The sequence below is a fragment of the Oceanispirochaeta sp. M1 genome, assembly GCF_003346715.1.
In the GTDB taxonomy this organism is placed as follows: domain Bacteria; phylum Spirochaetota; class Spirochaetia; order DSM-2461; family DSM-2461; genus Oceanispirochaeta.
The window spans coordinates 1-24,062 of the sequence record NZ_QQPQ01000055.1; the positions used below are offsets into that span (position 1 = coordinate 1).

The 24,062-nt window shown below is 44.4% G+C and carries 24 protein-coding genes; 14 read left to right on the forward strand and 10 right to left on the reverse strand.

Annotated elements, in window-relative coordinates:
* Nucleotides 1–243: 243 nt before the first annotated feature.
* From DV872_RS23310 to DV872_RS23325, 4 genes are all read left to right on the forward strand, one after another.
* A complete protein-coding gene (locus DV872_RS23310; RefSeq protein WP_158547140.1) occupies nucleotides 244–1,530 on the forward strand; it encodes a trehalase family glycosidase in 1,287 nt (428 codons plus the stop codon).
* Between the two features lie 173 nt (nucleotides 1,531–1,703).
* Nucleotides 1,704–3,086: an asparagine--tRNA ligase gene (asnS, locus tag DV872_RS23315; protein ID WP_114632377.1), complete on the forward strand. Its 1,383-nt coding sequence runs from the start codon at nucleotides 1,704–1,706 to the stop codon at nucleotides 3,084–3,086.
* 9 nt (nucleotides 3,087–3,095) lie between these two features.
* The gene (gene rlmN / locus DV872_RS23320) at nucleotides 3,096–4,160 is read left to right on the forward strand and encodes a 23S rRNA (adenine(2503)-C(2))-methyltransferase RlmN (RefSeq protein WP_114632378.1); all 1,065 of its coding nucleotides are present in this window, start codon (nucleotides 3,096–3,098) and stop codon (nucleotides 4,158–4,160) included.
* Entirely contained in the window at nucleotides 4,144–4,782 is a 639-nt protein-coding gene (locus tag DV872_RS23325; protein WP_114632379.1) for a cyclic nucleotide-binding domain-containing protein, read from the forward strand. Before rlmN ends, DV872_RS23325 begins: the two co-directional genes overlap by 17 nt.
* A gap of 34 nt (nucleotides 4,783–4,816) precedes the next feature.
* Here DV872_RS23325 and DV872_RS23330 read toward each other — a convergent pair whose 3' ends face one another.
* Both DV872_RS23330 and DV872_RS23335 read right to left on the reverse strand, forming a co-directional pair.
* A complete protein-coding gene (locus DV872_RS23330) occupies nucleotides 4,817–5,725 on the reverse strand; it encodes a 2-dehydropantoate 2-reductase (RefSeq protein ID WP_158547141.1) in 909 nt (302 codons plus the stop codon).
* Between the two features lie 2 nt (nucleotides 5,726–5,727).
* Nucleotides 5,728–6,603, reverse strand: a complete 876-nt coding sequence (locus DV872_RS23335; RefSeq protein WP_114632381.1) for a pyridoxamine kinase — start codon at nucleotides 6,601–6,603, stop codon at nucleotides 5,728–5,730.
* Nucleotides 6,604–6,702: 99 nt separating this feature from the next.
* On the opposite strand from DV872_RS23335, the gene DV872_RS23340 reads away from it, so the two are divergent.
* A complete protein-coding gene (locus DV872_RS23340; RefSeq protein ID WP_114632382.1) occupies nucleotides 6,703–7,698 on the forward strand; it encodes a J domain-containing protein in 996 nt (331 codons plus the stop codon).
* On the opposite strand, the gene folE is transcribed toward DV872_RS23340, so the two are convergent.
* Genes folE through DV872_RS23370 form a run of 6 tightly spaced genes read right to left on the reverse strand, consistent with a single transcriptional unit; the run spans nucleotide 7,676 to nucleotide 12,221 of the window.
* Nucleotides 7,676–8,233 carry a GTP cyclohydrolase I FolE gene (gene folE, locus DV872_RS23345; RefSeq protein ID WP_114632383.1) on the reverse strand — a complete coding sequence of 186 codons (558 nt, stop codon included), beginning with the start codon at nucleotides 8,231–8,233 and terminating at the stop codon, nucleotides 7,676–7,678. The two genes, DV872_RS23340 and folE, sit on opposite strands and share 23 nt — an antisense overlap.
* Nucleotides 8,226–8,723, reverse strand: coding sequence for a 2-amino-4-hydroxy-6-hydroxymethyldihydropteridine diphosphokinase (folK, locus tag DV872_RS23350; protein ID WP_114632384.1), 498 nt, complete (start codon nucleotides 8,721–8,723; stop codon nucleotides 8,226–8,228). Before folK ends, folE begins: the two co-directional genes overlap by 8 nt.
* Complete coding sequence (locus DV872_RS23355) at nucleotides 8,723–9,088, reverse strand: dihydroneopterin aldolase (protein ID WP_114632385.1); 366 nt, start codon at nucleotides 9,086–9,088, stop codon at nucleotides 8,723–8,725. Before DV872_RS23355 ends, folK begins: the two co-directional genes overlap by 1 nt.
* Nucleotides 9,078–9,815, reverse strand: a complete 738-nt coding sequence (locus DV872_RS23360) for an SDR family oxidoreductase (protein WP_158547142.1) — start codon at nucleotides 9,813–9,815, stop codon at nucleotides 9,078–9,080. Before DV872_RS23360 ends, DV872_RS23355 begins: the two co-directional genes overlap by 11 nt.
* Nucleotides 9,816–9,850: 35 nt before the next feature.
* Nucleotides 9,851–11,530 carry a putative manganese-dependent inorganic diphosphatase gene (locus tag DV872_RS23365; RefSeq protein ID WP_370446663.1) on the reverse strand — a complete coding sequence of 560 codons (1,680 nt, stop codon included), beginning with the start codon at nucleotides 11,528–11,530 and terminating at the stop codon, nucleotides 9,851–9,853.
* Between the two features lie 40 nt (nucleotides 11,531–11,570).
* Entirely contained in the window at nucleotides 11,571–12,221 is a 651-nt protein-coding gene (locus tag DV872_RS23370; protein WP_230391668.1) for an NlpC/P60 family protein, read from the reverse strand.
* A 156-nt stretch (nucleotides 12,222–12,377) separates the two neighbouring features.
* On the opposite strand from DV872_RS23370, the gene DV872_RS23375 reads away from it, so the two are divergent.
* The 4 genes from DV872_RS23375 to DV872_RS23390 all read left to right on the forward strand — a co-directional run bounded on the left by DV872_RS23375 (nucleotide 12,378) and on the right by DV872_RS23390 (nucleotide 17,513).
* A complete protein-coding gene (locus DV872_RS23375; protein WP_114632389.1) occupies nucleotides 12,378–13,169 on the forward strand; it encodes a DUF2797 domain-containing protein in 792 nt (263 codons plus the stop codon).
* A gap of 136 nt (nucleotides 13,170–13,305) precedes the next feature.
* Nucleotides 13,306–14,514 (forward strand): hypothetical protein, encoded by a 1,209-nt coding sequence (locus DV872_RS23380; protein WP_233516447.1) that lies wholly within the window; start codon nucleotides 13,306–13,308, stop codon nucleotides 14,512–14,514.
* 9 nt (nucleotides 14,515–14,523) lie between these two features.
* Nucleotides 14,524–15,285, forward strand: a complete 762-nt coding sequence (locus DV872_RS23385; protein WP_114632391.1) for a putative ABC transporter permease — start codon at nucleotides 14,524–14,526, stop codon at nucleotides 15,283–15,285.
* A gap of 74 nt (nucleotides 15,286–15,359) precedes the next feature.
* The gene (locus tag DV872_RS23390) at nucleotides 15,360–17,513 is read left to right on the forward strand and encodes a cation:proton antiporter (protein ID WP_230391667.1); all 2,154 of its coding nucleotides are present in this window, start codon (nucleotides 15,360–15,362) and stop codon (nucleotides 17,511–17,513) included.
* A gap of 85 nt (nucleotides 17,514–17,598) precedes the next feature.
* On the opposite strand, the gene DV872_RS23395 is transcribed toward DV872_RS23390, so the two are convergent.
* Nucleotides 17,599–18,291: a queuosine precursor transporter gene (locus DV872_RS23395; protein ID WP_114632392.1), complete on the reverse strand. Its 693-nt coding sequence runs from the start codon at nucleotides 18,289–18,291 to the stop codon at nucleotides 17,599–17,601.
* 183 nt (nucleotides 18,292–18,474) lie between these two features.
* Here DV872_RS23395 and DV872_RS23400 point away from each other — a divergent pair, with 183 nt between their 5' ends.
* The 5 genes from DV872_RS23400 (at nucleotide 18,475) to DV872_RS23420 (ending at nucleotide 23,387) form a co-directional block, all read left to right on the forward strand.
* Nucleotides 18,475–19,176, forward strand: coding sequence for an HAD family hydrolase (locus DV872_RS23400; protein WP_158547143.1), 702 nt, complete (start codon nucleotides 18,475–18,477; stop codon nucleotides 19,174–19,176).
* 175 nt (nucleotides 19,177–19,351) lie between these two features.
* The gene (locus DV872_RS23405) at nucleotides 19,352–21,226 is read left to right on the forward strand and encodes a DEAD/DEAH box helicase (protein WP_199563531.1); all 1,875 of its coding nucleotides are present in this window, start codon (nucleotides 19,352–19,354) and stop codon (nucleotides 21,224–21,226) included.
* Nucleotides 21,227–21,303: 77 nt separating this feature from the next.
* Nucleotides 21,304–22,158 (forward strand): flagellar hook-basal body protein, encoded by an 855-nt coding sequence (locus DV872_RS23410; RefSeq protein ID WP_114632394.1) that lies wholly within the window; start codon nucleotides 21,304–21,306, stop codon nucleotides 22,156–22,158.
* An 84-nt stretch (nucleotides 22,159–22,242) separates the two neighbouring features.
* Nucleotides 22,243–23,037, forward strand: a complete 795-nt coding sequence (gene flgG, locus DV872_RS23415) for a flagellar basal-body rod protein FlgG (RefSeq protein WP_114632395.1) — start codon at nucleotides 22,243–22,245, stop codon at nucleotides 23,035–23,037.
* An 8-nt stretch (nucleotides 23,038–23,045) separates the two neighbouring features.
* Nucleotides 23,046–23,387: a rod-binding protein gene (locus tag DV872_RS23420; protein WP_114632396.1), complete on the forward strand. Its 342-nt coding sequence runs from the start codon at nucleotides 23,046–23,048 to the stop codon at nucleotides 23,385–23,387.
* A 397-nt stretch (nucleotides 23,388–23,784) separates the two neighbouring features.
* Here DV872_RS23420 and DV872_RS27025 read toward each other — a convergent pair.
* Nucleotides 23,785–24,062: hypothetical protein (locus tag DV872_RS27025; RefSeq protein ID WP_216664443.1), on the reverse strand; the 278-nt coding region annotated here is incomplete at its 5' end.

Sequence of the window (24,062 nt, forward strand, 5' to 3'; positions counted from 1 at the left end):
ATTCCGGGAAAACCCACATGAATTTTGCTTTTCCCAAGAAGCATTTTGATGCGATTGGTTTGTATTCGTTTGTTGACAATTTGTTGTTGTATCGTAACGGTCTACGAACCGCCGTGGTACGGAACCGTATGCCCGGTGGTGTGAGAGGACGGAGGGCGTGAGCCCTCCTCCTACTCGATTAATACATTGTGTTAATCTTTGATTACTGTCAGTTGTCAAAACCATTCATTCAGGGAGCCCATGATGGTAGATGCAGAACGATATGCCCGGCTGGAAAAAAAGGCAAAAGATATATTCAGCCGAAATAGGATTAAACTGAGAAATATTGAGTTTCATCAACCGGCTCTGGGTCATTATGAATCCATGTTTGCCTGGGATTCGGGATGGGCTGCCATAGCCTTATCTGTTTTTGATCCGCAGCAGGGTATTAAAGAGCTGGAATCTCTTTTTTCCTATCAGATGGATGACGGCCGAATCCCTCATGAAATCAGACTACACGAACTGGGTGGGAGTGAGAATCTTTTCCGCCGTATTTATATATCTCTTGTAAGTTCCCAGTTTGATAATCAGGGTAGATCCATGATGATTGATCCCCCCAGTTATCTGATTGCTGCGGCATATTTGTATCGTGGGGCACCGGATATGAGAATTATTGAACTTCTTCCGGCCATGCAGAAATGTCTTGATTATCTCTGTACAGATAGGAATATTCTGGGAGACGGCCTTGTTGCCAATCTTCATCCCTGGGAATCGGGCTGTGATATGGCTCCCTATTTTGATTCCATGGTAGGAGTACGGGCTGGAACAATCCTGTGGAAGCTTCGTTATGAACTTAATTATAAAAAGACTCTTGATTTACTTTCGGCTCAGAACTGGAGTGCCCGGAAAGTCGGCGAATCCAAAGGCTTTGTCTATGAAGAGCCGGGTTTTAACGGACTTACAGCCATGGCGGCACAGTCTCTGGCCTACCTCTGGAGCATAGCCGGTGATAAAGCCAGAGCAGACAAGTGCATCAAAGATGCAGAACGAATAGTCGATGCTGCAGAAAAATATCTCTGGAACGAAGAGCGCGGATTCTTTTATCCACGATACAGACCTGAAGGTGAATCAAGGACTTCTCTATCAATAAGAAGCTGTCTCAATGCATCATCACTTCTGATGACAGGTCTTGTAAGTTCTGATAAGGCTGAGCGGGTTCTTGATGAATATCTGGATAATGAGATGAATTTCAAATCCCCTGTGGGTATTTCTTTTAATTCCAATTCTGAAATGGAGCTTAAAGGCTTTAAAAACTCTCTTCTCTGGAGAGGTCCCTGCCAGTGGATAAATATGAACTGGATGGCTGCCGGTGCATCGGCGGCTTACGGAAGGGATGACATTGCCAGGGATATTACAGAAAAAACTGCCCGTCTGATAGAAGACGAGGGATTCAGGGAGTTTTACCATCCTGAAACGGGAGAAGGGGGAGGAGCCGAAGGTTTTCTATGGCCGGCTCTGATTCTGGATATGATTAAGAGCTACATCCCGTAAAATATATCTTCCTGTCAGGAGAGGACCGGCAGCGGTTCTCTCCTATCTTTCCGGCAGGACTGAAACCTTGCGGAGCCTGACCCCGGTGCACTCAGGGGGAACAGCCGCAATGATAGTTGAATCCTTCTCTTTTCTATTGCCACATAAAGGCTCAGGGGATTATACTGCCGACTATGGCAAACGACACAATTAAACAAATTTTGAAAAAAACAGAGAGCATCGGTAGCGAAATAATTGTACAGGGCTGGGTTAGAACCCAAAGAGATACAAAAGATATAGCTTTTGTTGCACTGAATGACGGATCCTGCATGAATAATCTGCAGGTTATTGCAGATAAAACAGATATTTCAGAAGACATTCTGCACAGACTCACCACCGGAGCAAGCTGTTCTGTAACGGGAACTCTTGTTGAGTCTCCAGCAAAGGGTCAGGCAGTTGAGCTGCAGGCATCTTCGGTTGAAGTACTGGGAGACTGTCCTTCAGACTATCCTCTTCAGAAGAAGAGACACTCCTTTGAGTTTTTAAGAGAGATCGGACACCTCCGGGCCAGGACAAATACATTCAGTGCTGTCGCGAGAGTACGTAACGCCCTGACAATGGCAGTTCACAGCTTTTTTCAGGAAAATGAATTTTTTAATGTTCATACTCCCCTGATTACCGCGAGTGATACAGAAGGGGCCGGGGAGATGTTTCAGGTAACAACTCTTCCTTTCGATACATTCGACAGCTCCAAGGGAATTGACTACTCCAGAGACTTTTTCGGTAAGAAAGCATCCCTTACCGTTAGTGGTCAGCTCTCAGCCGAGACCTATGCCACAGCCATGGGCCGTGTATATACATTTGGTCCCACATTCCGTGCCGAAAACTCCAATACATCCCGTCATCTGGCGGAATTCTGGATGATCGAACCCGAAATGTCCTTCTGTGATATTAACGGTGATATGGATCTTGCTGAAGATTTTTTAAAGTATGTATTAAGTTCTGTGCTTGAGAAATGCCCCGAGGATATGGAGTTCTTTAACAAGTTTGTTCAGAAGGGAATTATTGATGACCTGAAGGCTGTAATCAGCTCTGATTTTACCAGAATCACTTATACAAAAGCGGTAGAGGATCTTGAAAGCTCGGGGAAAAAGTTTGAGTATCCTGTATCCTGGGGAATCGATCTGGCCTCTGAACATGAAAAGTATCTGACAGAAGAAGTATATAAAGGCCCGGTAATCATCACTGACTATCCCAAGGATATTAAAGCCTTCTATATGAAGATGAATGATGACGGAAAAACTGTCAGAGCCATGGATGTTCTGGTACCCCGTCTGGGTGAGATTATCGGCGGTAGTGAGAGAGAAAATCGTCATGATGTCTTGTTGGATCGTATAAAAGATATGGGACTTGAGGCTGAAGATTACTGGTGGTATCTGGATCTGAGAAAGTTCGGAACAGTGCCTCACGCAGGATTCGGACTCGGTTTTGAGCGGCTGGTACAGTACGCAACGGGAATGGCCAACATTCGTGACGTTATCCCCTATGCACGTTCATCCAAAAACTGTGAGTTTTAAGAGTCTCATATGATGAGATTGCTGAATTATACCCGGGCTGAACTCATTGATTATGTCCAGGATAATTTTGCAAAGGGTGAATACTACGGCAATGCCCTGTTTCGTGAACTCTATGGTAATCTGGATAGAGGTCGGGACAGGGAGTCCAATCCGGCATTTGCATCTTTTTATAAAACTATAACTCAGCAGTTCCCTCTACCTCCACTTACGGAAAAAATAGAAGAAGAGGGGACTGTTAAATTTCTCCTCCAGATGGGAGACGGCTACAGTTCCGAGTCAGTTTTGATTCCAATGAAAAATTACAGCACCCTCTGCCTCTCTTCCCAGATAGGATGTCGCTTCGGATGCAGTTTCTGTGCAACGGGAAAGATGGGGTATATCCGGAATCTCAGCACTGCGGAGATTGTGGCTCAGGTCATGATAGCTCTCTTTTCCCTGAACTGTAAGGATCTGCAGAATATTGTTTTTATGGGTATGGGTGAACCCTTTGATAATTTTGATAATATTATCCGTGCTATAGACATTCTCTCGGATGAGAGAGGGCTGAATATCCCTAAACGGCGGATATCCGTATCTACTGCGGGGCATTGTGAAGGAATCAGGGACCTCTCCGGGCTCTGTGAGAGCCGACCGGAAGATTATTACCATACTCTTCATCTCAGTGTAAGCCTCCACAGTGCCGTGGAGGATACAAGAAACTCACTGATGCCCATGGGAAGACAATATCCATTGGATGAGTTGAGGCAGACTCTTCTGGATTCTCCCTACAGCCAGGTTAAGGATGGCCTTTATATCGAATATCTTATAATTCCCGGTCTGACAGACAGGGATGGGGAAATAGAAGCCCTCAAGGGCTTTCTGGAGGGAATGCAGGCAAAAATCAACCTGATCCCTTATAATCCAGTTAAAGGAAGCCCCTGGAAGGCACCGACAAATGAAGAAATAAACCGCATCTGGAACAGTTTGAAGACTGCGGGATTTTATTGCCGGACCCGGCGTAGCAAAGGTGAGACCATGATGGCTGCCTGTGGACAGCTGGGCAGCAGGAGAAATAAGAATGAGCACACAGGATAATTCCTTTAAGAAAATGACACAGCATATCAGTCCCGGTGAAACAATCTTCAAAGAGGGTGAGCTCGGTAATGTGATGTATGTCATCATGGACGGTGATATTGAGATCCGGAAAAAGACAGGGAAAGCTTCATATAAGACTCTCATAGTCCTGAAAAAGGGTGACTTTTTCGGTGAGATGGCAATTATTGAAAGGAAGCCGAGAACCGCAAGTGCGGTTGCCAGGACTCAGTGCAAATTGATTATGCTTGATACGGATGCCTTCTACGCCATGGTAGAGAAAAGCTCTGACTTTGCTGTAAAAATGATTAAGACCCTTTCATCCCGTCTGAGAAAGGCGGACCATCTGATCGAGTATCTTCTGGGTTCAAATGATGAAAAACAGGTGGTTATGGGGCTGGCGTCCTTTGTGAAGAGTCATCCTGATTCAGATACAGGTAGCGGTGAATATAAAATTGATCTGCGGGAGTTCCTGCGATGGTCTTCTCAGAATCTGGGATATCCGGATCATACGGTGCAGGAGGCTATCAAGAGGCTGATCGCCCGGAAGGTGGTCAAGGTCAATGATTCTTCCGGAAAAATCAGCAGTATCTTCCTGGCCCACAATCTGATGGCCAGGCTCTAGGTTCTATCCCTTCAGCTGATCAGCTGGGAAGGGCTTAATAGCGACTCTGAATAAATTTCAGCTGATCCCTGAGCATGAACACTGATTTCATCACATAACCCCTGGAAGCAGCTTCTTTCAGGGGTCTGTCATACATATACTCAATTTCCATACTTCTTTTATAGTTAAAGTCCAGCTTCATGCTTGGTTCATAGGGTGTCATTTTGTCAGTGAAGATGAGCATCTTTTCAACGGCTTCTTTTTCTATCACACAGCCGCAGACGGCGGCTCCCGCAATCACTTCCTCCATAAGAACTCTAATAAGGTGACGTGAATCGGGATTGGTCATAATATCCTGTGTATTACAGTTAAGAGCGACGGTGAGGCCGTTGTAAGGGATGTTCCATAACAGTTTACGCCAGCGGGCTTCATGAAGATCATCCACAAGGGTGACTGGTACAGAGGCTTCATCCATGAGTCTCCCCACTTCATCTCTCAGGTCTTTATGATCAGGATTCAAAGCACCAAGGGTCATGAGTCCATAATCCAGATGCTCAATAATTCCGGGAGCCTTCTTTCTGGAACATATAAAACACATTCCTCCCAAAACAGGATTCTCTGGAAACCAGCTTTGGAATTCCTCTTCCATGCCAAGGCCGTTCTGTAGAACCAGAAGAGCCGTATCCTTATGAACAAGGGGAGCAATCTGTTCTCTGAGAATGCTGTTCCCTGTTGTTTTCAGTGCTATCAGAACCACATCGGAGGGAGGAATATCATCAGTTTTATTAAATACAGAAGGGTTCTCCAGAAAAATATCACCCTTGGGAGAGTGAATCTTCAGTCCGGATTCTTTTATTGTATCGTAGTCGCTTCGCGCCAGGAAATGGACAGTATTTCCAAGCTCGGCCAGGCGGCCTCCATAATATGCACCTACGGCGCCGGTTCCAAAAACGGTAAAGGTCAAAATTATTCTCCTTCAAGTAGCTCACAGAGGCTCATATTCTCAGGTGACATAAGCTGATAGAGGGATTTCTCCATCAGGACTCCCTCACGCTGGGGGGTATTATGTCCGAATGTATTTCTTATTGCATGTATTACGAAATGTACAGCTCTGTCTATGGCGGCGGGCAGACTGTCTCCCAGTAGAAGTCTTCCGGTTATTACACTGGCAAACATATCACCCGTACCCGGGTAGGAGGCAGGAATGTGATCGGTCTCCACTCGCCATATCCGTTTGTTTCTTTTTTCATAGGCCATAACCGTATTGCTCCCTTTTTTCAGGGGGAGGCTGGTTACTACGACTCTATCAGGTCCTTTAGATGAAAGTTCCTTGAGAATCTCATTAGCTTCTTCCTGAGTCAGTTCGGTTTTATAGCTGCGATCCAGCAGAAAACAGGCTTCCGTATAATTGGGAGTGATCAGATCCGCCCGGGAGACTAGTTTTTTCATCCCATCTAACATCCCTTTATCCATGGGACCGTAAAACTCTCCATCATCACCTAGAACAGGATCAACTGTAATAAGCTGTTCATCAGCCTTAAAATGATCAAGAAGATCTTCCATAATCCGGATCTGTCGGGCAGAACCCAGAAATCCTGAATAGATACAGTCAAAACTGAGTGGGAGTGTTTTCCAGTGCTCCAGTGTCTGTTCCATCACATCCGTCAGATCATGGAACACATAGTTATCAAAACCGCTGGTCTGTGTAGAGAGAACTGCTGTGGGCAGAGGGCATACATTTATCCCCATTGTAGATAAAACAGGGAGTATAATGGTCAGAGACGAGCGACCATATCCGGAAAGATCATGAATAGCTGCAACACGGGGAATCGGGTTTTTCATAAAACTATTTTAATTGATTGCGGAAGTATTGAGAAGATCTTAATTATTTTCATCCTTTGTCGATTATAATATAGATACAGGAGGAGTTCTGAATTGAGAATGACATTGACCGCTGAGGAACAGAAAGCATTTTTCATACTGATGGGTATAACCGGTAAGGGAGTAGATCTATGTGATGAAGAATCTCTGAAAAAAGCATTTCGCAACAAAGCAAAAAAATCTCATCCGGACCTCGCCGCACATATGGGGAAAGATCCCCGTATTATGAAGCTCAGATTTCAGGAACTCAATGATGCATTTAATATCCTGATGGAGAGGGTTCAGAAGGAGCAGACTCCCTATACAGCCCGCAGCGCTGATCCTGTTAGACCAAAACCGGCCGCCAGGCCCGCAGCTAAACCGGCCGCCAGGCCCGCAGCTAGACCCGCCGCCAGGCCCGCAGCTAAACCGGCCGCCAGGCCCGCAGCTAAACCGGCCGCCAGGCCCGCAGCTAAACCGGCCGCCAGGCCCGCAGCTAAACCGGCCGCCAGGCCCGCAGCTAAACCGGCCGCCAGGCCCGCAGCCTCAAGCCGCAGCAGTGATCAGACTAAAAATAAGTCTGCAAAGGCAACGTCAGCTGCAGGAACAAGCTCTGCTAAGAGAGGCGGGAACCCTGCTGCAGCAGGAAAGAAAAAAAGTGAAGAGATCTTCTTCAGTGGAAAAACGCCTGGAAGAAATCTCCGTTTTGCAGAGTTTCTGTATTATTCAGGATATATTTCATGGACAGAACTTGTACAGGCCCTGGTCTGGCAGTATAGAAACAGACCTAAACTGGGAGAACTGGCTACTGAATCGGGATTACTGGATTTTGCAGAAGTTCTGGATATCATCAGAGCTAAGAATCCCTATGAACTTTTTGGAGAAGCCGCTGTACGTCTCGGTTATCTGAGTCCCTCCAAGCTGGAGAATCTTGTGAGAGAGCAGAAGAAGATGGGTTGCCCCATCGGGCATTACTTCACCTCATCCAATCTTATGACTACAGATACACTTCATAAGAAACTCAGTGAAAACCGCCGCCATAATTTTCATTTTATTAATGACGGATCAGACTCATAAACTCTTCTCTTGTTGCGATTGAAGAGTGAAAACTGCCTAGCACGGATGAGGTCAACATAGAAGAGTTCTGTTTCTGAACACCCCTCATCATCATACACATATGACGGCATTCCATTACAACTCCAACACCCTCTGCTCCGGCTTCATCCCGCACTGTTCTGGCTATTTCGGCCGTGAGACGCTCCTGGATCTGGAGTCTGCGGCTATAGAAATCAACAATACGAGCCAGTTTACTGACTCCAAGGACTTTATCTTTTGCGATATAACCAATGTGACAGACACCGAAAAAGGGGAGCATATGGTGCTCACAGAGGCTGTAGACCTCAATATCTTTACAGACAATCATATTGTTGGCTTCAGATTCAAACACCGCATTATTGATAACTGATTTAAGATCCATGCTGTATCCGCTAGTCAGAAACTTGTAGGCTTCCGCAACACGTTCGGGAGTTTTTAACAGTCCCTCTCTGTCGGGATCTTCACCTATCTCAATAAGGAGCTCTCTTATCAGTCCGCTTACTTTTTCTTTATTCATCTATCATTCTCCTTAGACTTTCCGTAAAAACGGATAAAGGATTCATATCAAATATTTTATTCTGATCAACCAGTTCTTTAAGTCTACCATACCCCGGGAGCTCCAGTTCAGAATCTATTTCCAGGAGTGGGATATATATAAAGTCTCTTTCCAGGATCTCTTCAGAAATATAGCTTTTCATTAAAAGAATATCCAGATCAATTGTACGGCTTGCCCATCTATCCGTAGTACGGATTCTACCACAGCTCTGTTCCGTTTCCTTAAGTATCCGGTTCAGAGTTTCATAATCTAATCCCGAATCTGATTCCGGGATATCGATTTTCCATATTCCGTTTATATAGGAGGGATTATCTTTATGCCCGAGGGCCTCTGTCCTGTAATGAGTCGATATCATTGAGAACCTGAAATTCCTGGCCAACAGGATTTTCAGGGCGCAAATAATATTTTTTTCCGGCTCAATATTAGAACCGACTCCGATATAGATATTCATCAGTTTTTTCTGAAGATTTCCACTCCTACGGATTTTGCGAAACGCAGGGCAGTAGGCTTTTCCACCTTGACTTTAACGGCCTGGACTCCTTTATAGGAGAGGCAGCATTCACTGACAGCTGATGCCAGTTTCTCCACCAGTAGGTAGGATGAACCTTCTACAAGTGTCATAATGTCAAGCTTTAAACTTTTATAGTTGACCGTGTCTTCAATATCTTCTGTCTCAATACATCTGCTGAAATCTGTATATATAGTCAGGTTGATAAGAACATCCTGTTTATTCACTCTTTCATCCGGGTTGATACCGATAATGCAGCGGAATAGAAGATCAGAAATATAAGTTTTGTCCATTAAGTCATAGTCCATAAAAACTTCCTTTCAGGTGACGGCCGCCGTCTACGAAGATGACCTGTCCTGTAATAAATGTATTTTTGATAAGGAAATACATACTATCGCTGACCTGGGACAGAGTCCCTATTCTGTTCAGGGGATTCGTATGTATTCTCTCCTTGAGATATTCTTCGGTCATTCCCGGAGGAGGTATCACCAGTCCGGGGGCTACAGCATTTACCCTTACATTCGGAGCCAGTTCTTCACTGAGCATACGGGTCAGGGAGAACAGTACCTTTTTACTCACATGATATGCCAGATGCGATCTGTCGTAATCGATAATTCTTGAATCAAGGAAGTTGATAATGCATTCTGCAGATTTAGATGTTTCTGCAAAGGCTCTTGAGAGAAAAAAGGGAGAAAGGGCATTGATTTGAAGGTTTTCTTCAAAATCATTCTGCTGAACATCGGCGTAGTTGTTTTCAGGGAATATGGATGCTGAATTCACCAGATAATTAATCCCACCCGTCTTTTCAAGAGACTGTTTCATCAGTTTTTCCGCCGAACCTTTTTCAGAGAGGTCCTGCTGTACTGTCCAGGCTTTTCCTCCGGCAATACGGATAGATGCGGCCAGTTCTTCGGCTTCATCGTGGGAGTTGTTATAATGAATCAGTATGTCTGCGCCTTCTTTTGCAAGTTTAAGGGCGCAGGCCCTCCCGATTCTTTTGGCACTGCCTGTAATCAGGGCTGTTTTTCCTTGCAAGTCTCTACTCTCCCGCTCTTTTCTATTCCAGAGGATTATTTATTAATCTCTTCAAGTACTCTCAGTATCTCGGGGAGAAGCTGTTTCTTCCTGGATAATATTCCCGGAAGATTGTACAACTGGTCCGAAATCTTGTTATAGATAAGTCTTTCCTCAATTCCTGCATGTGAGGTCATCAGCAGATTACTTTCTACCTTGATCACGTTTGTAATCAGGAGCATGACGCAGTCGAGTCTCTTCTTTTTCCGGAGATCTTCCATGGCATCCATATATCTGCTTTTAACATCCTCAACATCTTCCAGAGTTACAACTTCAGCCTGGGAAATTCCCACATTCAGCTCCTCACGGTAGATCTTGAAATCCGCACCTAGAATATCCCGGGGATCACTCTCTTCCAGGGCAGAGTTCTGGCTGAACAGCTCCTGTCCGAAATCTTCAAAATTCAGTGAGGCTATTTCTATTAGTTCCTTAACTGTCTCTCTATCCAGGTCTGTTGTTGTAGGAGATTTCAGAAGGACCGTATCCGAAAGGATTCCTGATACCAGCAGAGTAGCCAGTTCAGCATCCACTTCCTGAAGATTCATTTTAAAATGTGTGTAGACGATAGTACAGGTACTGCCCACTGGACGGGCATAAACATAGATGGGTTCTTTTGTTCTGCTGTTTCCCAGTCTATGATGGTCTATAATCTCAAGGATCTCTGTCTGATCTGCCCCGGGAACACTCTGGTCAATTTCATTATGATCCATAAGTATCAGATTCTTTTTCGGTTTCTCAATAAAACAGCGACGGGTTACGATTCCTGAGAACTGATTATCTTCAAAAACAGGAATACCTCTTAAAGAGGAATTAACCATCACCTTTTTTGCTTCATCAAAACTGAGGCTGCTCTGCAGAATCTCGGGAGATTTATTTATAACATTTTTCAGGGGAGTACTCAGTCTCAGAAGACGTATTGTCTCTGCAGTATCAGTATGACTGATAAAAACAGTGCCTTTGTATTTTGAGAAATCCACTTTTATTTTCTCATCATTCTCCATTCCTGTAAGAATGATTGCAGGACATTGTTCTTCTACAGCAAACTGAAGAATATCTTCTCTCATTCCTATGACAAGAAGAGGTTTGAGAGGAAGCATCTCATTGATCCGTTCTTTGCTTATCTCATAGGGCATGGCACCGGTCATGATGGGAGCATCAAATTCCTGATCCTGACCCCTTCTGTAAAAATAACCGGGAAGAACCCGCTTGAAGTTGTTGATCCTGAATCGGTACTGTGGTCTTTTTTCCAGAGTATCACTCATAAGAAAACCGGATATTTCATGAATACTGACAATTCCCTTGAACTCGCTTTCATCTGCAAATACAGGGATGACAGAGATATTTTCCTCATCCAGCCGTCTGATAGCGGTGAAGACAGGATCATTTACATCCAGTGTGGGGATGTCTCTCTTGGATACATCAGAAACCTGTGGACTGATATTTGCCATAAGCCGGGGAGGCTGGGCCTCCACTTTATTGAAAACCATTTTAGTCTGCTTGTTCATATGACCGCAGCGAATGGGAATATATCTGTTTTCAGGATCAATTCTGTTTTTCAGTACACTGTAGCAGTACGCACTGCAGATTGAATCCATGTCGGGATTTTTATGCCCGCTTATATATATGTCAGCCAGAAACAGCTCCTCTGGGTAAGTATTATGAGAGGATTGTAATATTTAAGCTTATTCCTGTCCATTATACACAGGAGGATAAAGACTATTCAGCTATTTCGTAGGCTCTGGCAGCCTTTTTGAGCAGATGACTTGAGAGCCAGAGGGGGACATGTCCAGTTTCTGACCCCTTTGCCCGCATGGGGGAATTCACTTCCAGGTTATCGGGGTCAAGAAGATTCATCTTTGCCAGAACAATTCCCAGTCTGTAATTATGATGGATATACATAATATTACCATCTTCATCCGCATGGACAACCATACCCACATGGGTCAGAGTATCATTTATTTCCCCATCTTTATTTCTATCATAGCTGTTATCCCAGAAAAGCATATCTCCCGGAGCCAGATGGGGCTGCTTGTATAAGAGCTGCTGATCATTCATAAAGGCATAGAGTCTCTGAACACCGCCGCCTGAGTATCTGCTTATGTATGATTGAAGGTCCACTCCGGATTTATAGTACACAGCCAGTACAACACCCGAACAGTCCATATTGAATTTTCTCCCCTTAACTTCCAGACGTTTCCTTCCAAGAGCCCATTCTGCGGATTTCACCAGTTCCTGCTGTATTTTACTGATTTCTGCAGCAGGTCTCTCTTCAGGGGATTTTACGGCGCGACCTTCCATTGGAGCGGAGGCACAGGAGAAGAATAGAAGCGAGATGAGTGTGGTGAGCAGGGGAGTTTTGAAGTCCATAATAATCTCCATGGGTACTTGCTTGTATATACTCGGGTTATTGTTATATATGTACTATGGTAATAGATAGGGTATAGGGTGTAAAGAATATTTCATTCTATCAGGAATCTTCAATCCGAAATTTACAGTCCGGATTTTTCCAAAGGGGTAATATCCATGGTACAGATAGATATAAGAAAAATGAGAACAGAACATAAATCTCCCATTCAGTACTTTATGGAAGGCTCTGAGGGTGAAGTGAATATGAATGAGCTTATCGGACGATCTGTGAGTATTTCATTTGAGGGTGTTGTTCACTGTGTAGTCTGTGGTAGAAAAATAAAAAAAACATTTGCCCAGGGCAGCTGCTATGACTGTTTCCGTAATGCCCCTGAAAACGCCGAGTGTATTATCCGCCCGGAACTCTGCCTTGCCCATGAAGGGAAGGGGAGAGATCCTGAATGGGAGATGCTCCATCACAACAGACCCCATTTTGTTTATCTGGCCCTCTCCAGTGCCGTAAAAGTGGGGGTCACCAGGGATGATCAGATACCGACCCGCTGGATTGATCAGGGAGCCAGCGAAGGCCTGATCCTGGCACGCTGCCCCAACCGTTTTAATGCAGGAGAGCTTGAGGTCTATCTAAAGGATTCTTTTACAGACAGAACTAACTGGCAGAGAATGCTGAAAAATCAGGTCGCCGACAGCTCCCTGGCACAGGTGAAAAAGGAGCTTATACCTGAACTTCCTGAAAGATTTTCTGTCTGGGTAAGTGATGATTCCGAGTCTACAGTATTAGAATATCCTGTAACAGAATATCCTGATAAAGTGAAATCCCAGAAGCTGGACAAGGCTCCTCTAATACAGGGCGTCCTTGCAGGAATCAAGGGACAGTATCTTATTTTTGATGATGGAAGAGTAATGAATATGAGGGCTCATAGCGGTTATCAAATCCATCTGGATTATTAATAAAAAAACAAACGTACATTTATAGTCTCTTTTTAAGCTTATTTTATCGGGGAACTGGAATTATTAAAAAAATTATTAAGAAACATTTACTTGACCCGAGGTCCCTTTCGGGTGGATTATTACGACAATGACAGGTGTGACCCCCAATTCCGATACATATAAAAATCCTCCACCTCTCTCCTCTTCATTGATGGACGCAGTTCTGCCCAGGGAGAGTATTCTCCCTCTGAAACTGCCGATGACCCTGGTTCTGAATACTACGGGGCTGAGTGTACTGAAGAATACGGGAGGAGAGAAGGGACTTTCGGGGCACGAATTACCTGTATGTACCTATAAGCCTGATGTTGTCCGCAAGCTGATTTTAAAAAACTGTCTTAAACGGATCGATATCCGTCTGGATGATGTTATCACCAGCCGCAGGGACATCCTGGATCTGAGTAAACTGCTTTTCTTTACAGTTTTATATAAACAATTCAGTCGTGATCTGATTGAGAAGACCGTGAATACTAAACTGATTAAGCAGTGGAACCGTCAGCATCCCCGTCAGAAACTGGATGCTGCCTCCGATCAGTCTATGGCCTGGGTTGAAAAATCACTGGCATCAAGAACAGAAGAGCTTGCACTTTTCAGAAGAAATCTTCTTATCAGTCTGTGGAAGGAGCATTATGAGCTTTTTCAGGATGATGAACAGCATAAGAAAATGGGTCTGGCCGAGAAACTGATTAGAGAGATGCATCCCCTTACTAAATATATTCTTCTGGGATACAGAAAAATTGATGAAGTTAAACAGCTTCATAATGATGTTATCAGTCATATTGCACTCTATATAAAACGTTTTGATCTGCCGGAGTTCAATGCTTTGGTTCTCCTTGAATATCTGCAGTGTTCAGAACGGGAGAACCTTATCAATCTCTATAACCGTATTCTGGAGCAGAGTGGAAAGCAGTCTGAAGATTATCCTATCAATGACCAGATACGCAAAGAGCTTATCAAACGAAAGATATCCCCTGAAACAAGGTTCAGCTTTCTTTTTGAAATGAAGAACAGCACAAGCCGCGGTAAAATCAATAGGATAAGAACAATTGTTGTAAGCGGTGAAAAAGAATCAAGAGAAATTAATGATATTCTCTTTCACAGAGATAACAGCCGTCTGGATAGACAGGAAATCAAGGATTATATGGAAGAAGACGGACAGTGTGATGACAACTATAACCCCGAAATCCTATATTACTACCTGAGTCACCTGGAAGATGCCTGCCGAGAAACGGGGTGTAACTTTTCATCCTTTGTTAATTGCGGTTCTGACAGCAGCCTCTCCATGACTCATCTTGTTTTTGATTCTTAAGGAGCAGCCATGTCTCTCTACTTTATTCTCATTCTTCTTTTTAAGTACCTTTTTCTATTCTTAAGTGGAACTGTCACCGGCTGGGTTCTTGAAATTTTATGGCGTCGTTACTTCGGTCTGGCCAGGCGCTGGATCAATCCCGGTTTTTTAAGCGGTCCCTGGCTTCCTTTATATGGTTTTGGTGTCATTATTCTCTATCAGATCTGTGAGCTTGATCTTGCTCTTCCCATCAGAGCCCTTGTCTTTTTTACGGGGCTGACATTACTTGAATACATCGCTGGTCTGATCTTTACAAAAATTTTCAAAATACGCCTCTGGGATTATTCGAACAGTTGGTTGAATATTCAGGGACTGGTCTGCCCAATGTACAGTTTTTTATGGATGCTGCTGGGAATCTTTTTCAGTCTGGTTTTATATCCTTTTTTAAGTCAGAGAATTGATTTTCTAAATAACAATCTCTATATGTCATTCTTTCTGGGTCTCTATGGCGGAGTATTTTCTGTGGACCTCTGGCAGTCATTTAATATTGCCTCCAGAATTAAAACCTTTGTTAATGAATCAGAAGAGAGATGGCAGGTTGACTTTGAAATGCTTAAGCTGGAACTGCGGGATAAGGTTCAGTCGGGATATTTCAACAGGACCCGTTTTCTTATGCCCTTCTATGGTGAGCTGGGCCATTCTCTGCGGGAACAGCTGGGAAAGCATAAACTGAATAGACCCAGCCCTTCAAGAATCATCAGAAACGCTCTTGATAAAAGAAAAGGGAAATAATCTTCCCCTGGACTCCTTCTCAGAAAATGGTTTTATTGATAATGTGATCAAAGCTCTTTTCACAGGATTTATAAATGAATAAAAAACGTCTTTTTTTTATAAGCATATTACTATTAATTATAGCTCTTCCCCTCTTTGCAAACGTAGCAGGGGAAGAAGATTTAATGCACAAGATGACAAATCTTGTCTTTCAGATAGGTATTATCCTGTTTGCTGCAAAGCTCGGTGGTTTTCTTATGAAGAAGGCCAATATGCCTTCCGTACTGGGTGAGCTGCTTATGGGAATCATAATCGGTCCCTATCTTCTGGGTGGTCTTCCATTCTGGGGATTCCAACACGGTCTTTTTCCCATTATAGATCCATCATTTCCAGTTACTCCTGAACTCTACGGGATTTCTACTATAGCTTCTATCATTTTGCTCTTTCATTCCGGTCTAGAGACCGATCTGACCCTCTTTCTCCGCTTTTCGGTGAAGGGTGCAGTCATCGGTATCGGCGGTGTGGCTGTCTCTTTTGTTGCAGGTGCCTGGGGCGGAAGCCTTATCACCGGTCTTTCCATGGGAGCACCGGTCTGTCTGTTTTTCGGTGTCATCAGTACAGCCACATCAGTGGGGATTACGGCGCGTATACTTTCCGAGCAGAGAAAGATGGATTCTCCAGAAGGGGTTACCATACTTGCGGCAGCGGTAATTGATGATGTTCTGGGAATTATCCTGCTGGCCATCGTGCTGGGTATTGTTTCTGTTGTGACAGGACATGGAGGATCTGTAAGCTGGGGCTCCATCGCAGTTATCGCTTTGAAGGCTGTGGGTGTCTGGCTCGGTTTTACACTGCTGGGTATTCTCTTTGCCAGAAAAATCGGGAACAGTCTTAAGATATTCGGCAGTGAAACATCTATCTCTGTAATGAGCCTCGGATTGGCTCTGATCCTCTCAGGGATTTTTGAAAAAGCCGGCCTGGCCATGATTATCGGTGCCTATGTAATGGGACTGTCTCTGTCCAGAACAGATCTGAGTTTTGTTATTCAGGAGAAGATACATCCACTTCAGGAATTCTTTGTGCCCATTTTCTTCTGTGTTATGGGAATGCTGGTAGATGTAAATGAGATCCTGAATCCAAGGATCTTTATGGCGGGTCTTCTCTTCTCACTCATAGGAATTTTATCCAAGATTATTGGTTGCGGTTTTCCCTCCCTCTTTCTGAACTTCAATCTCCTGGGTGCGGCCAGAATCGGTGCCGGTATGGTACCCCGTGGAGAGGTCGCCCTGATTATGGCCGGTATAGGCATCTCATCGGGTATTCTTAATCCCGGACAGTTCGGAGTAGCCGTTCTTATGACTCTGTTAACTACCCTGATACCGCCTCCCATTCTCACTCTTCTCTTGAAAAAGGACAAACTGGGTACCAAAACAGAAATGAAGGGTTCCAGTATGGTAGTTAATAAATTTGATTTTCCATCCAGAGAGATGACACAGCTGGCTATCTCAAAGGTTGTCGGTTCTCTGCAGGAAGAGGGTTTTTTTCTCCACGATATGGAACTTGATCATCATATCTATCAGGTAAGAAAGGGAGATGTATTCCTTACACTTCATGAGTATTACGACTATTTTGAGGTCGTTTCCGATCCAGAGGATGTTCTTTATATCAAGACTGTTATCTATGAAACTCTTATTCTGATGAACGACATAATTGAAAAGCTGAAAACTATGGCTAAGCCGGTAGAGCTGATAAAAGAACTGGCAAGTGATAAGACAAGAATCCAGAATAACTTTTTTAAACTGATTTCCGAAAACTGTATAATCATGGACCTTAAAGGAAATAATAAAGACAGTGTTATCAGAGAGATGGTTGCTCTGATGGAAGCCGATGGTAAACTCAATAATTATGAGGACTGTCTTGAGGCTGTTCTTGAGAGGGAAGCTTCCATGAGTACTGGTATGCAGAAAGGAATAGCCATCCCCCATGGTAAGTCCGACGGTGTATCAGATCTTGTCGTTTCTATCGGACTGAAGAAGCAGGGAATTGAGTTCGACTCACTGGATGGTCTTCCCGCAAAGATCTTTATCATGACTCTGTCTCCCAAGCAGGCAGCTGGACCCCATATTCAGTTTCTCTCTTCCATAAGTGCAATTCTGAACAAGGAAAATATGATGGAGGATCTTCTCTCCTGTGAAAGCTCTGCAGAGGTTAAGGAGCTCCTGGTACGAGAGGCTAAAGAGAAGAACTAGATAGAGTCATTGCTCACAACTGACACCGGCTGAACAAAAATAAACTGCAGGAATAGATCCTGCAGTTTTTTTGATCACCGGGGAATTAAATTTCCTCGGGAATCTTTCCTGACTTATACATCCTAACAGCAAGATAGATAAAAGGTGTATCCATAGCCGCTACAAGCCATTTGAGAACATATGTAGATATAAATATCTGAATTAGGACGTTCATAGGAAGCTGGCCGGCAAAGGCTACAGCTGTAAACACAACAGAATCAATCAACTGACTTACCATTGTGCTGGCATTGTTTCTTATCCAGATAAATCGGTCAGCAGGCCATTTCCTTTTCCAGAAATTATAGGCCCATACATCATGGAGTTGTGAAATACCGAATGCAAGAAGGCTGGCCAGGACAATACGGGGCATAAGTCCGAAGATATTTTTAAGAGCTTCCTGAGCCCAGTCATCTGCAGAAGGGGTAAACCAAAGTGCAGCCTGGAAAAGAACCATCGAGGCGATGAGGGACAGAAAGCCCACAAAGACCGCTTTAGTGGCCGTCTTCTTTCCATAGTTTTCCGATAATATATCTGTAACCAGAAAGCTGGAGGCGTAGACTATATTACCCAGGGTTGCGTTGATTCCGAACAGATCAACAAGCTTCAGAACCTGGATATTTGCTATGATGGCGGCAATAGGAATCCAGATAAATAAACCTGTCTTTCCAAAAAGCCTGTAAAAAAGTAAGATAAAGAGGAAGTTTGCCATCATCATGGCAAACCAGAGGAGTTCGTTCATTGAATTCTCCCAGTTTTTATTTATCGGGAGCATACAGTGAAGCATACTTCCCGAGGGCGGGTACAATCAGGTCTTGCTGATCTTATCTGGCACCACCCAGGACAGATTAACAATCTGCTGTGCCATATTAACGATACCTGAGCCGATCTGCAATAGACTGAGATGGAACATGGAGTTAAAACTTTGAAAAAATATAAAGCTGTTCTTTTTGATCTGTTTACAACCCTTACATCATTAAAACACCTGAAGGATGCACCCGGCAGGTTTACCTACGAAATACTTGGAGTCCCGCCGGAGGCGTGGTCCAATGCCCTCTTTCACAAATCCAGACAGCGTCTGATAGGAGCAATCACTGATCCTATAGAAATCATTAAAGATGTAGCCTGGAAGATTGATCCATGGATTCCCGAGGATGTCCTGAAGGAAGCTGTTGATGAGCGGCGCATCCGTTTCAGGTACTGTCTGGAAAACCCTCCCGAAGGTGTGGTGGACAGCCTCAGAGGAATCCGTAAGGCCGGGTATAAGACTGCTCTGGTGAGTAATGCGGATGTCATTGAGATTGAAGCCTGGAAGGGCTCAGAACTGGACAGCTGCTTTGATGAGATAATCTTTTCCTGTCATGAAGGATTTATGAAGCCCGATCCCGAGATCTTTGCCCTGGCAGCAGAGAGGGTGGGAGTGGATGCAGAAGACTGCCTTTACGTGGGGGATGGCGGAAATCAGGAGCTCATTGCTTCGGCAGAAGCCGGAATGACTGCTGTCCTGACCAGTCAGTTTCTTCAGGCTGTTTCACCTCAGAAGGTAATTGAACGGGAAAAAACAGTAAATCACCACATCCGTAACCTCAATGAAATACTTCCATTGCTGAAAAAACTCGAAAAATAAGCCTATATATCAATAAAGTCTCATACCGCTTGTCTTTACCCTTTGACAGAGCTCTCCTCTTATCCTATGATGCACCCTGCAAAGTCCTGTATTAGCGGCCGGTTTCATAGTCGATTTCAAATCCATTCATATCCCGGTTAAATTTATAGAGACAAAAAAACTAAGGAATATATATTTGGAATTTAATGATTTACCCCTGAGCGAAACTACGCTCAAAGCCGTTGAGAAAATGGGATTCAAAGAGCCTACTCCTATTCAGGAAAAGATAATCCCCATTCTTCTTGAGACTGATCGTGATGTAACCGGTCTTGCACAGACAGGAACAGGAAAAACAGCGGCATTCGGATTACCTCTAGTAGATCTTGTTGATACCAGCAGCAGAGACATTCAGGCGATTGTACTTTGTCCCACAAGGGAACTGTGTCTTCAGAGTAATAGAGAGATGGAAAATTTTGCAAGGTTTGATAAGGATCTAAAACTTGTCCCCGTTTACGGTGGAAAGGATATGGGTTCTCAGATCAGGTCTCTTAAAATGAAACCACAGATTCTGGTAGCCACACCGGGCCGTCTGGTGGATATGATAAAAAGAGGGCTTGCTGATATCAGTAAACTACGCTATCTGGTACTGGATGAAGCGGATATCATGCTTAACATGGGGTTCCGGGATGAACTCGATTATATTCTGAGCGAGGCTCCTGATGGGCGCCAGACTCTTCTATTCTCGGCAACTATGCCTCCCGAAGTGGCTCGTATCGCTTCAAAATATATGAATAATCCCATTGAAGTTTCCGTTGGAAAGAAGAACAGCGGAACCGATACAATTGAACATTACTACTATCTGGTACAGGCCAGAGACCGTTACAATGCCCTTAAGCGTCTTGTGGACTTTAATCCCGGGATTTACGGCCTTGTGTTCTGCCGTACCCGAGCCGATACCCAGATGATCGCCGATAAGATGATCAAAGATGGTTATAGTGCGGATGCTCTGCATGGAGATATGTCCCAGCAGCAGCGTGAATATGTAATGAAGAAGTTCCGGGACCAGAGTCTGCAGATTCTTGTTGCAACTGATATTGCTGCAAGAGGTCTGGATGTAAACAATCTGAGCCATGTTATCCATTATGAACTTCCTGATGATATTGAATCATATAACCACCGTAGTGGACGTACCGGACGTGCCGGACGTAGAGGTACATCCTGTGCCATCGTCAATATGCGGGAAAAATACAAAATTAAAAGAATTGAGAACACCCTTGGGCGGAAGATTCTTGAAGCACCCGTCCCCCTTGGTGAGGATATCTGTGAGCAGCAGCTGATGCACCTGATTGACAGGGTTCAGAATGTAGATGTGGATGAAGAGCAGATTGCTCCCTACATCGGAATCATTGAGGATAAACTCAGGGAAGTGGATAGAGATTCACTTCTCAAGCAGTTTATCTCCATGGAATTCAACCGTTTCCTCACCTATTACGGTCAGCAGCAGGATCTTAAACCTGTGAAGATGGATAATTCAAGAGATAGAGACCGTGGAGGTCGTGACAGCCGTGACAGCCGTGGAGGTCGTGACGGAGGTCGTGACAGTCGTGGAGGTCGTGACGGCGGTCGTGACGGTGGTCGTGACAGTAATGTCCGCTATGTTCATATGAATCTTAACCTGGGACACAGTGACAGAATTAGTCCCCAGCATATCATCTCTCTGATCAACAGAAGTACCAAGGGGTCCAAAGTTCCTATCGGACGTATTGATATCGGCCCTACAAAGTCATCTGTTCAGATCGATGCCAATTATGCTGAAGTTGTTGAACAGGCTGTAAGTAAGGTTCCCTTCGGAGACAAGACGATTGAAGTTGATGTCCAGAAAGGTCCCACTTCCTCCTTTGGTGGACACAGTGGAAGTAGTGGATCTGGTGGATCTGGTGGATACCGAGGTGGAGATCGCGGTGGAGATCGCGGTGGAGATCGCGGTGGAAGCAGAGGTGGAAGCAGAGGCGGAGCCCCATATAACAAGGGAAATGCGGGGAAAGGACACCCTCGCCGCAAATTCCAGTAAAGTAAAATTTTCCTCTTCCGATTATAGAATAAGAAGTTTTAGAAATATTCTTATTTCTGAACGGGAGAGGAGACTTTATGATTCGTGGACTTTATACCGCAGCAAGCGGGATGCAGGCTCAGCAGCACAGGCTGAATGCCCTGTCCAACAACCTTGCCAATGTCGACCTGACAGGCTATAAAAAAGACACATCAATTCATAAGGCTTTTCCCGAGATGATGATACGTCGTTTCAACGACGACGGTGTTCATCAGTTTCCCATCGGCTCCGTCGATACGGCTCCCATAGTAGGTAAACTCGGAATGGGTGTTGAGTATAACGAGTCATTCACCGTATTCGATCAGGGCGCAATGAAGGAGACATCCAATCCCTTTGATATGGCCCTGGATGGTGACGGTTTTTTCACAATTCAGACTAATGATGGTGAACGCTTCACAAGAAACGGTTCCTTTATTCTCGGTAAGGAAGGATATCTTCTTACAAAAGAGGGATATCCCGTACTTGGTGAAGAGGGACCCGTTCAGATTAAATTAAATAATTTCACAATAGATAAAAAGGGGCGGATCTTCCAGAACGGAGAGCTGTCCGATAATCCTCAGCGTCTTGTTTCCATGCAGGAGAATGACTGGGCCGGTTCAGAACTGGTGGATACTCTTAAAGTTGTTCAGTTTGAAGGCAACGGTAACAGATTTCTTAAAAAAATGGGAAGCAGTATGTGGACCGACACACCCGAATCCGGGGCGGCTTTTATGACCGATATTAAGGAGCGCCCCACTGTACTGCAGGGGTTTCTGGAAGCCTCCAATGTGAACTCTGTAACTGAAATGGTAAATATGATTGAAGTAAACAGAGCCTACGAAGCAAATCAGAAAATGATCAGCACACAGGATTCTCTGCTGGGCAAATTGATAAATCAAGCGGCTAAGTACTAGCTATAAATAGATGGGAGATCCCCGGGTCTCTTTGTTAATTCACCTGAGTGATATTATTCACTCAGGTAGTACAGGAGTATAATTATGATGAGATCATTATGGACAGCAGCATCCGGAATGAACGGACAGCAGTTCAACATTGATACGATTTCAAATAACCTTTCGAATGTAAACACAACAGGTTTTAAGCAGGTACGTGCGGATTTTGAAGATCTTATCTATCAGACCAGCCGGATTGCCGGTACACCCGCTACCGAGGATACTGTGGTTCCTACAGGAATCCAGGTAGGTCACGGTGTAAAGGTTGCCGCATCCCAGAGAATGTTTACTCAGGGATCTCTTCAGAACACAGGGAATGAATCAGATATTGCCATTCAGGGCGAAGGATTCTTCAGAACTCTCCAGATTGACGGCAGTTACGGGTATTCCAGAGATGGTGCATTCAAGATTGACAGCAATGGTCAGCTTGTCACATCCAACGGTAATAAGGTACTTCCCGAAGTAATCCTTCCCGAGGGATTCATCAGAGAATCATTTGCTATCAGCCAGGATGGAAGAATCAATGTAAAACTCCCCGGAAGTGATGATCCTGTTGATGTAGGGCAGGTTCAGCTGTTCCGTTTTGTAAACCCTGCCGGTCTGCAGGCTATCGGTGAAAATACATTTAAATTAACAAGTGCATCGGGTGATCCCATAGGCGGAAGGCCCGGATTTGACGGAATGGGTAAAGTTTATCAGAAATTCCTTGAGAACTCCAACGTTTCTGTCGTTAAAGAAATGGTAAACATGATTGTGGCACAGAGGGCATATGAATTAAACTCCAAGGCCATACAGACATCAGATTCCATGCTTGGAATCGCAAATAACCTGAAAAGGTAGGGTAGACCATGGACAGCATCAGCGCAGCAGGGAATTTTCATCTAAGTAATAGTTCTTCCATACAGCTTGAGAATAAACTGAGCAATACCAGCATCTCTAACGCAGAGATGAAGAAACTCAAATCGGCCTGTGATGATTTTGAAGCTATATTTATCAAGCAGATGCTGGATGCCATGAAAAAAACCATAAACCGCTCAGAACTAACCAAAAGAAATATGGGTGAAGATATCTTTGAAGACATGCTCTACGATGAGTATTCAAAGAAAATGAGCGGAACAGCGGGTCTGGGCATCGGTGATATGATGTTTCAGCAGCTCTCCCGCCAATTGCCAGGTGAACTACTGTCTTGATTAAAGCAGTTTGATATATACAGCCGGTTCTTTCCAGAACCGGCTTTTTTAGTTTGCCCAGCAAGGCTGGCTAACCCGATCTCTTGAAAGATAGAGAAGACACCCTGATCAGGGGAAGTCAATCCGAATTGCAAGGGCGTTTCTGGTAACGGAAGGGACTGAAGGAAGCAATAGGAAGTGAATGGTACATAGCGAAAGCGAACCTGATACGGCAGGCTGAGTGGGTAACCTTGCTAAAAATGGGAACGCCCGATACTGATCAGACTCAGTTTGTGATTGAGGATGTGATTGTTCACAGGGAGTCAGGAAATTAACTGGGGAAGTCCAGTAGAGTTCGATTTATTCGATAGGATGGAACAAGGTGAAAGCCAAGAACCATTTGATGCTTTGCAGGATGTCAGATGAATCCGTAGTAGTGATTAAGTTCCGGCCTGTGAAAGCCAGTAATGGTTTGGAGGATAAAACCGGAATGACATTGCATTTGATTGTAATGGGATGCTGGAAATGCCAAAAGCGTCAGCATTTGCGAAGGGATGAAGTTCAAAAGAAAATCATTGGAGGTCTCTGAAGAAATAACAGCATAGGCACAATCTGATTGACGAATCAGGGTCTTTGCACAAACTGGTAGAAACTGGAGAGTTCCCGCTGGAGTGTGAAACTGTCTCTTGCCAGAGT

Bases quoted from the DNA above. Each gene is read 5' to 3' on its own strand.
- asnS (WP_114632377.1), top strand. From the start codon at position 1,704: ATGGCAAACGACACAATTAAACAAATTTTGAAAAAAACAGAGAGCATC.
- DV872_RS23375 (WP_114632389.1), top strand. From the start codon at position 12,378: ATGGTACAGATAGATATAAGAAAAATGAGAACAGAACATAAATCTCCC.
- DV872_RS23310 (WP_158547140.1), top strand. From the start codon at position 244: ATGGTAGATGCAGAACGATATGCCCGGCTGGAAAAAAAGGCAAAAGAT.
- DV872_RS23385 (WP_114632391.1), top strand. From the start codon at position 14,524: ATGTCTCTCTACTTTATTCTCATTCTTCTTTTTAAGTACCTTTTTCTA.
- DV872_RS23395 (WP_114632392.1), bottom strand. From the start codon at position 18,291: ATGAACGAACTCCTCTGGTTTGCCATGATGATGGCAAACTTCCTCTTT.
- flgG (WP_114632395.1), top strand. From the start codon at position 22,243: ATGATGAGATCATTATGGACAGCAGCATCCGGAATGAACGGACAGCAG.
- DV872_RS23355 (WP_114632385.1), bottom strand. From the start codon at position 9,088: ATGGACTATGACTTAATGGACAAAACTTATATTTCTGATCTTCTATTC.
- DV872_RS23390 (WP_230391667.1), top strand. From the start codon at position 15,360: ATGAATAAAAAACGTCTTTTTTTTATAAGCATATTACTATTAATTATA.
- DV872_RS23340 (WP_114632382.1), top strand. From the start codon at position 6,703: ATGACATTGACCGCTGAGGAACAGAAAGCATTTTTCATACTGATGGGT.
- DV872_RS23335 (WP_114632381.1), bottom strand. From the start codon at position 6,603: ATGAAAAACCCGATTCCCCGTGTTGCAGCTATTCATGATCTTTCCGGA.
- DV872_RS23420 (WP_114632396.1), top strand. From the start codon at position 23,046: ATGGACAGCATCAGCGCAGCAGGGAATTTTCATCTAAGTAATAGTTCT.
- DV872_RS23410 (WP_114632394.1), top strand. From the start codon at position 21,304: ATGATTCGTGGACTTTATACCGCAGCAAGCGGGATGCAGGCTCAGCAG.
- rlmN (WP_114632378.1), top strand. From the start codon at position 3,096: ATGATGAGATTGCTGAATTATACCCGGGCTGAACTCATTGATTATGTC.
- folE (WP_114632383.1), bottom strand. From the start codon at position 8,233: ATGAATAAAGAAAAAGTAAGCGGACTGATAAGAGAGCTCCTTATTGAG.
- folK (WP_114632384.1), bottom strand. From the start codon at position 8,723: ATGAATATCTATATCGGAGTCGGTTCTAATATTGAGCCGGAAAAAAAT.
- DV872_RS23370 (WP_230391668.1), bottom strand. From the start codon at position 12,221: ATGGACTTCAAAACTCCCCTGCTCACCACACTCATCTCGCTTCTATTC.
- DV872_RS23325 (WP_114632379.1), top strand. From the start codon at position 4,144: ATGAGCACACAGGATAATTCCTTTAAGAAAATGACACAGCATATCAGT.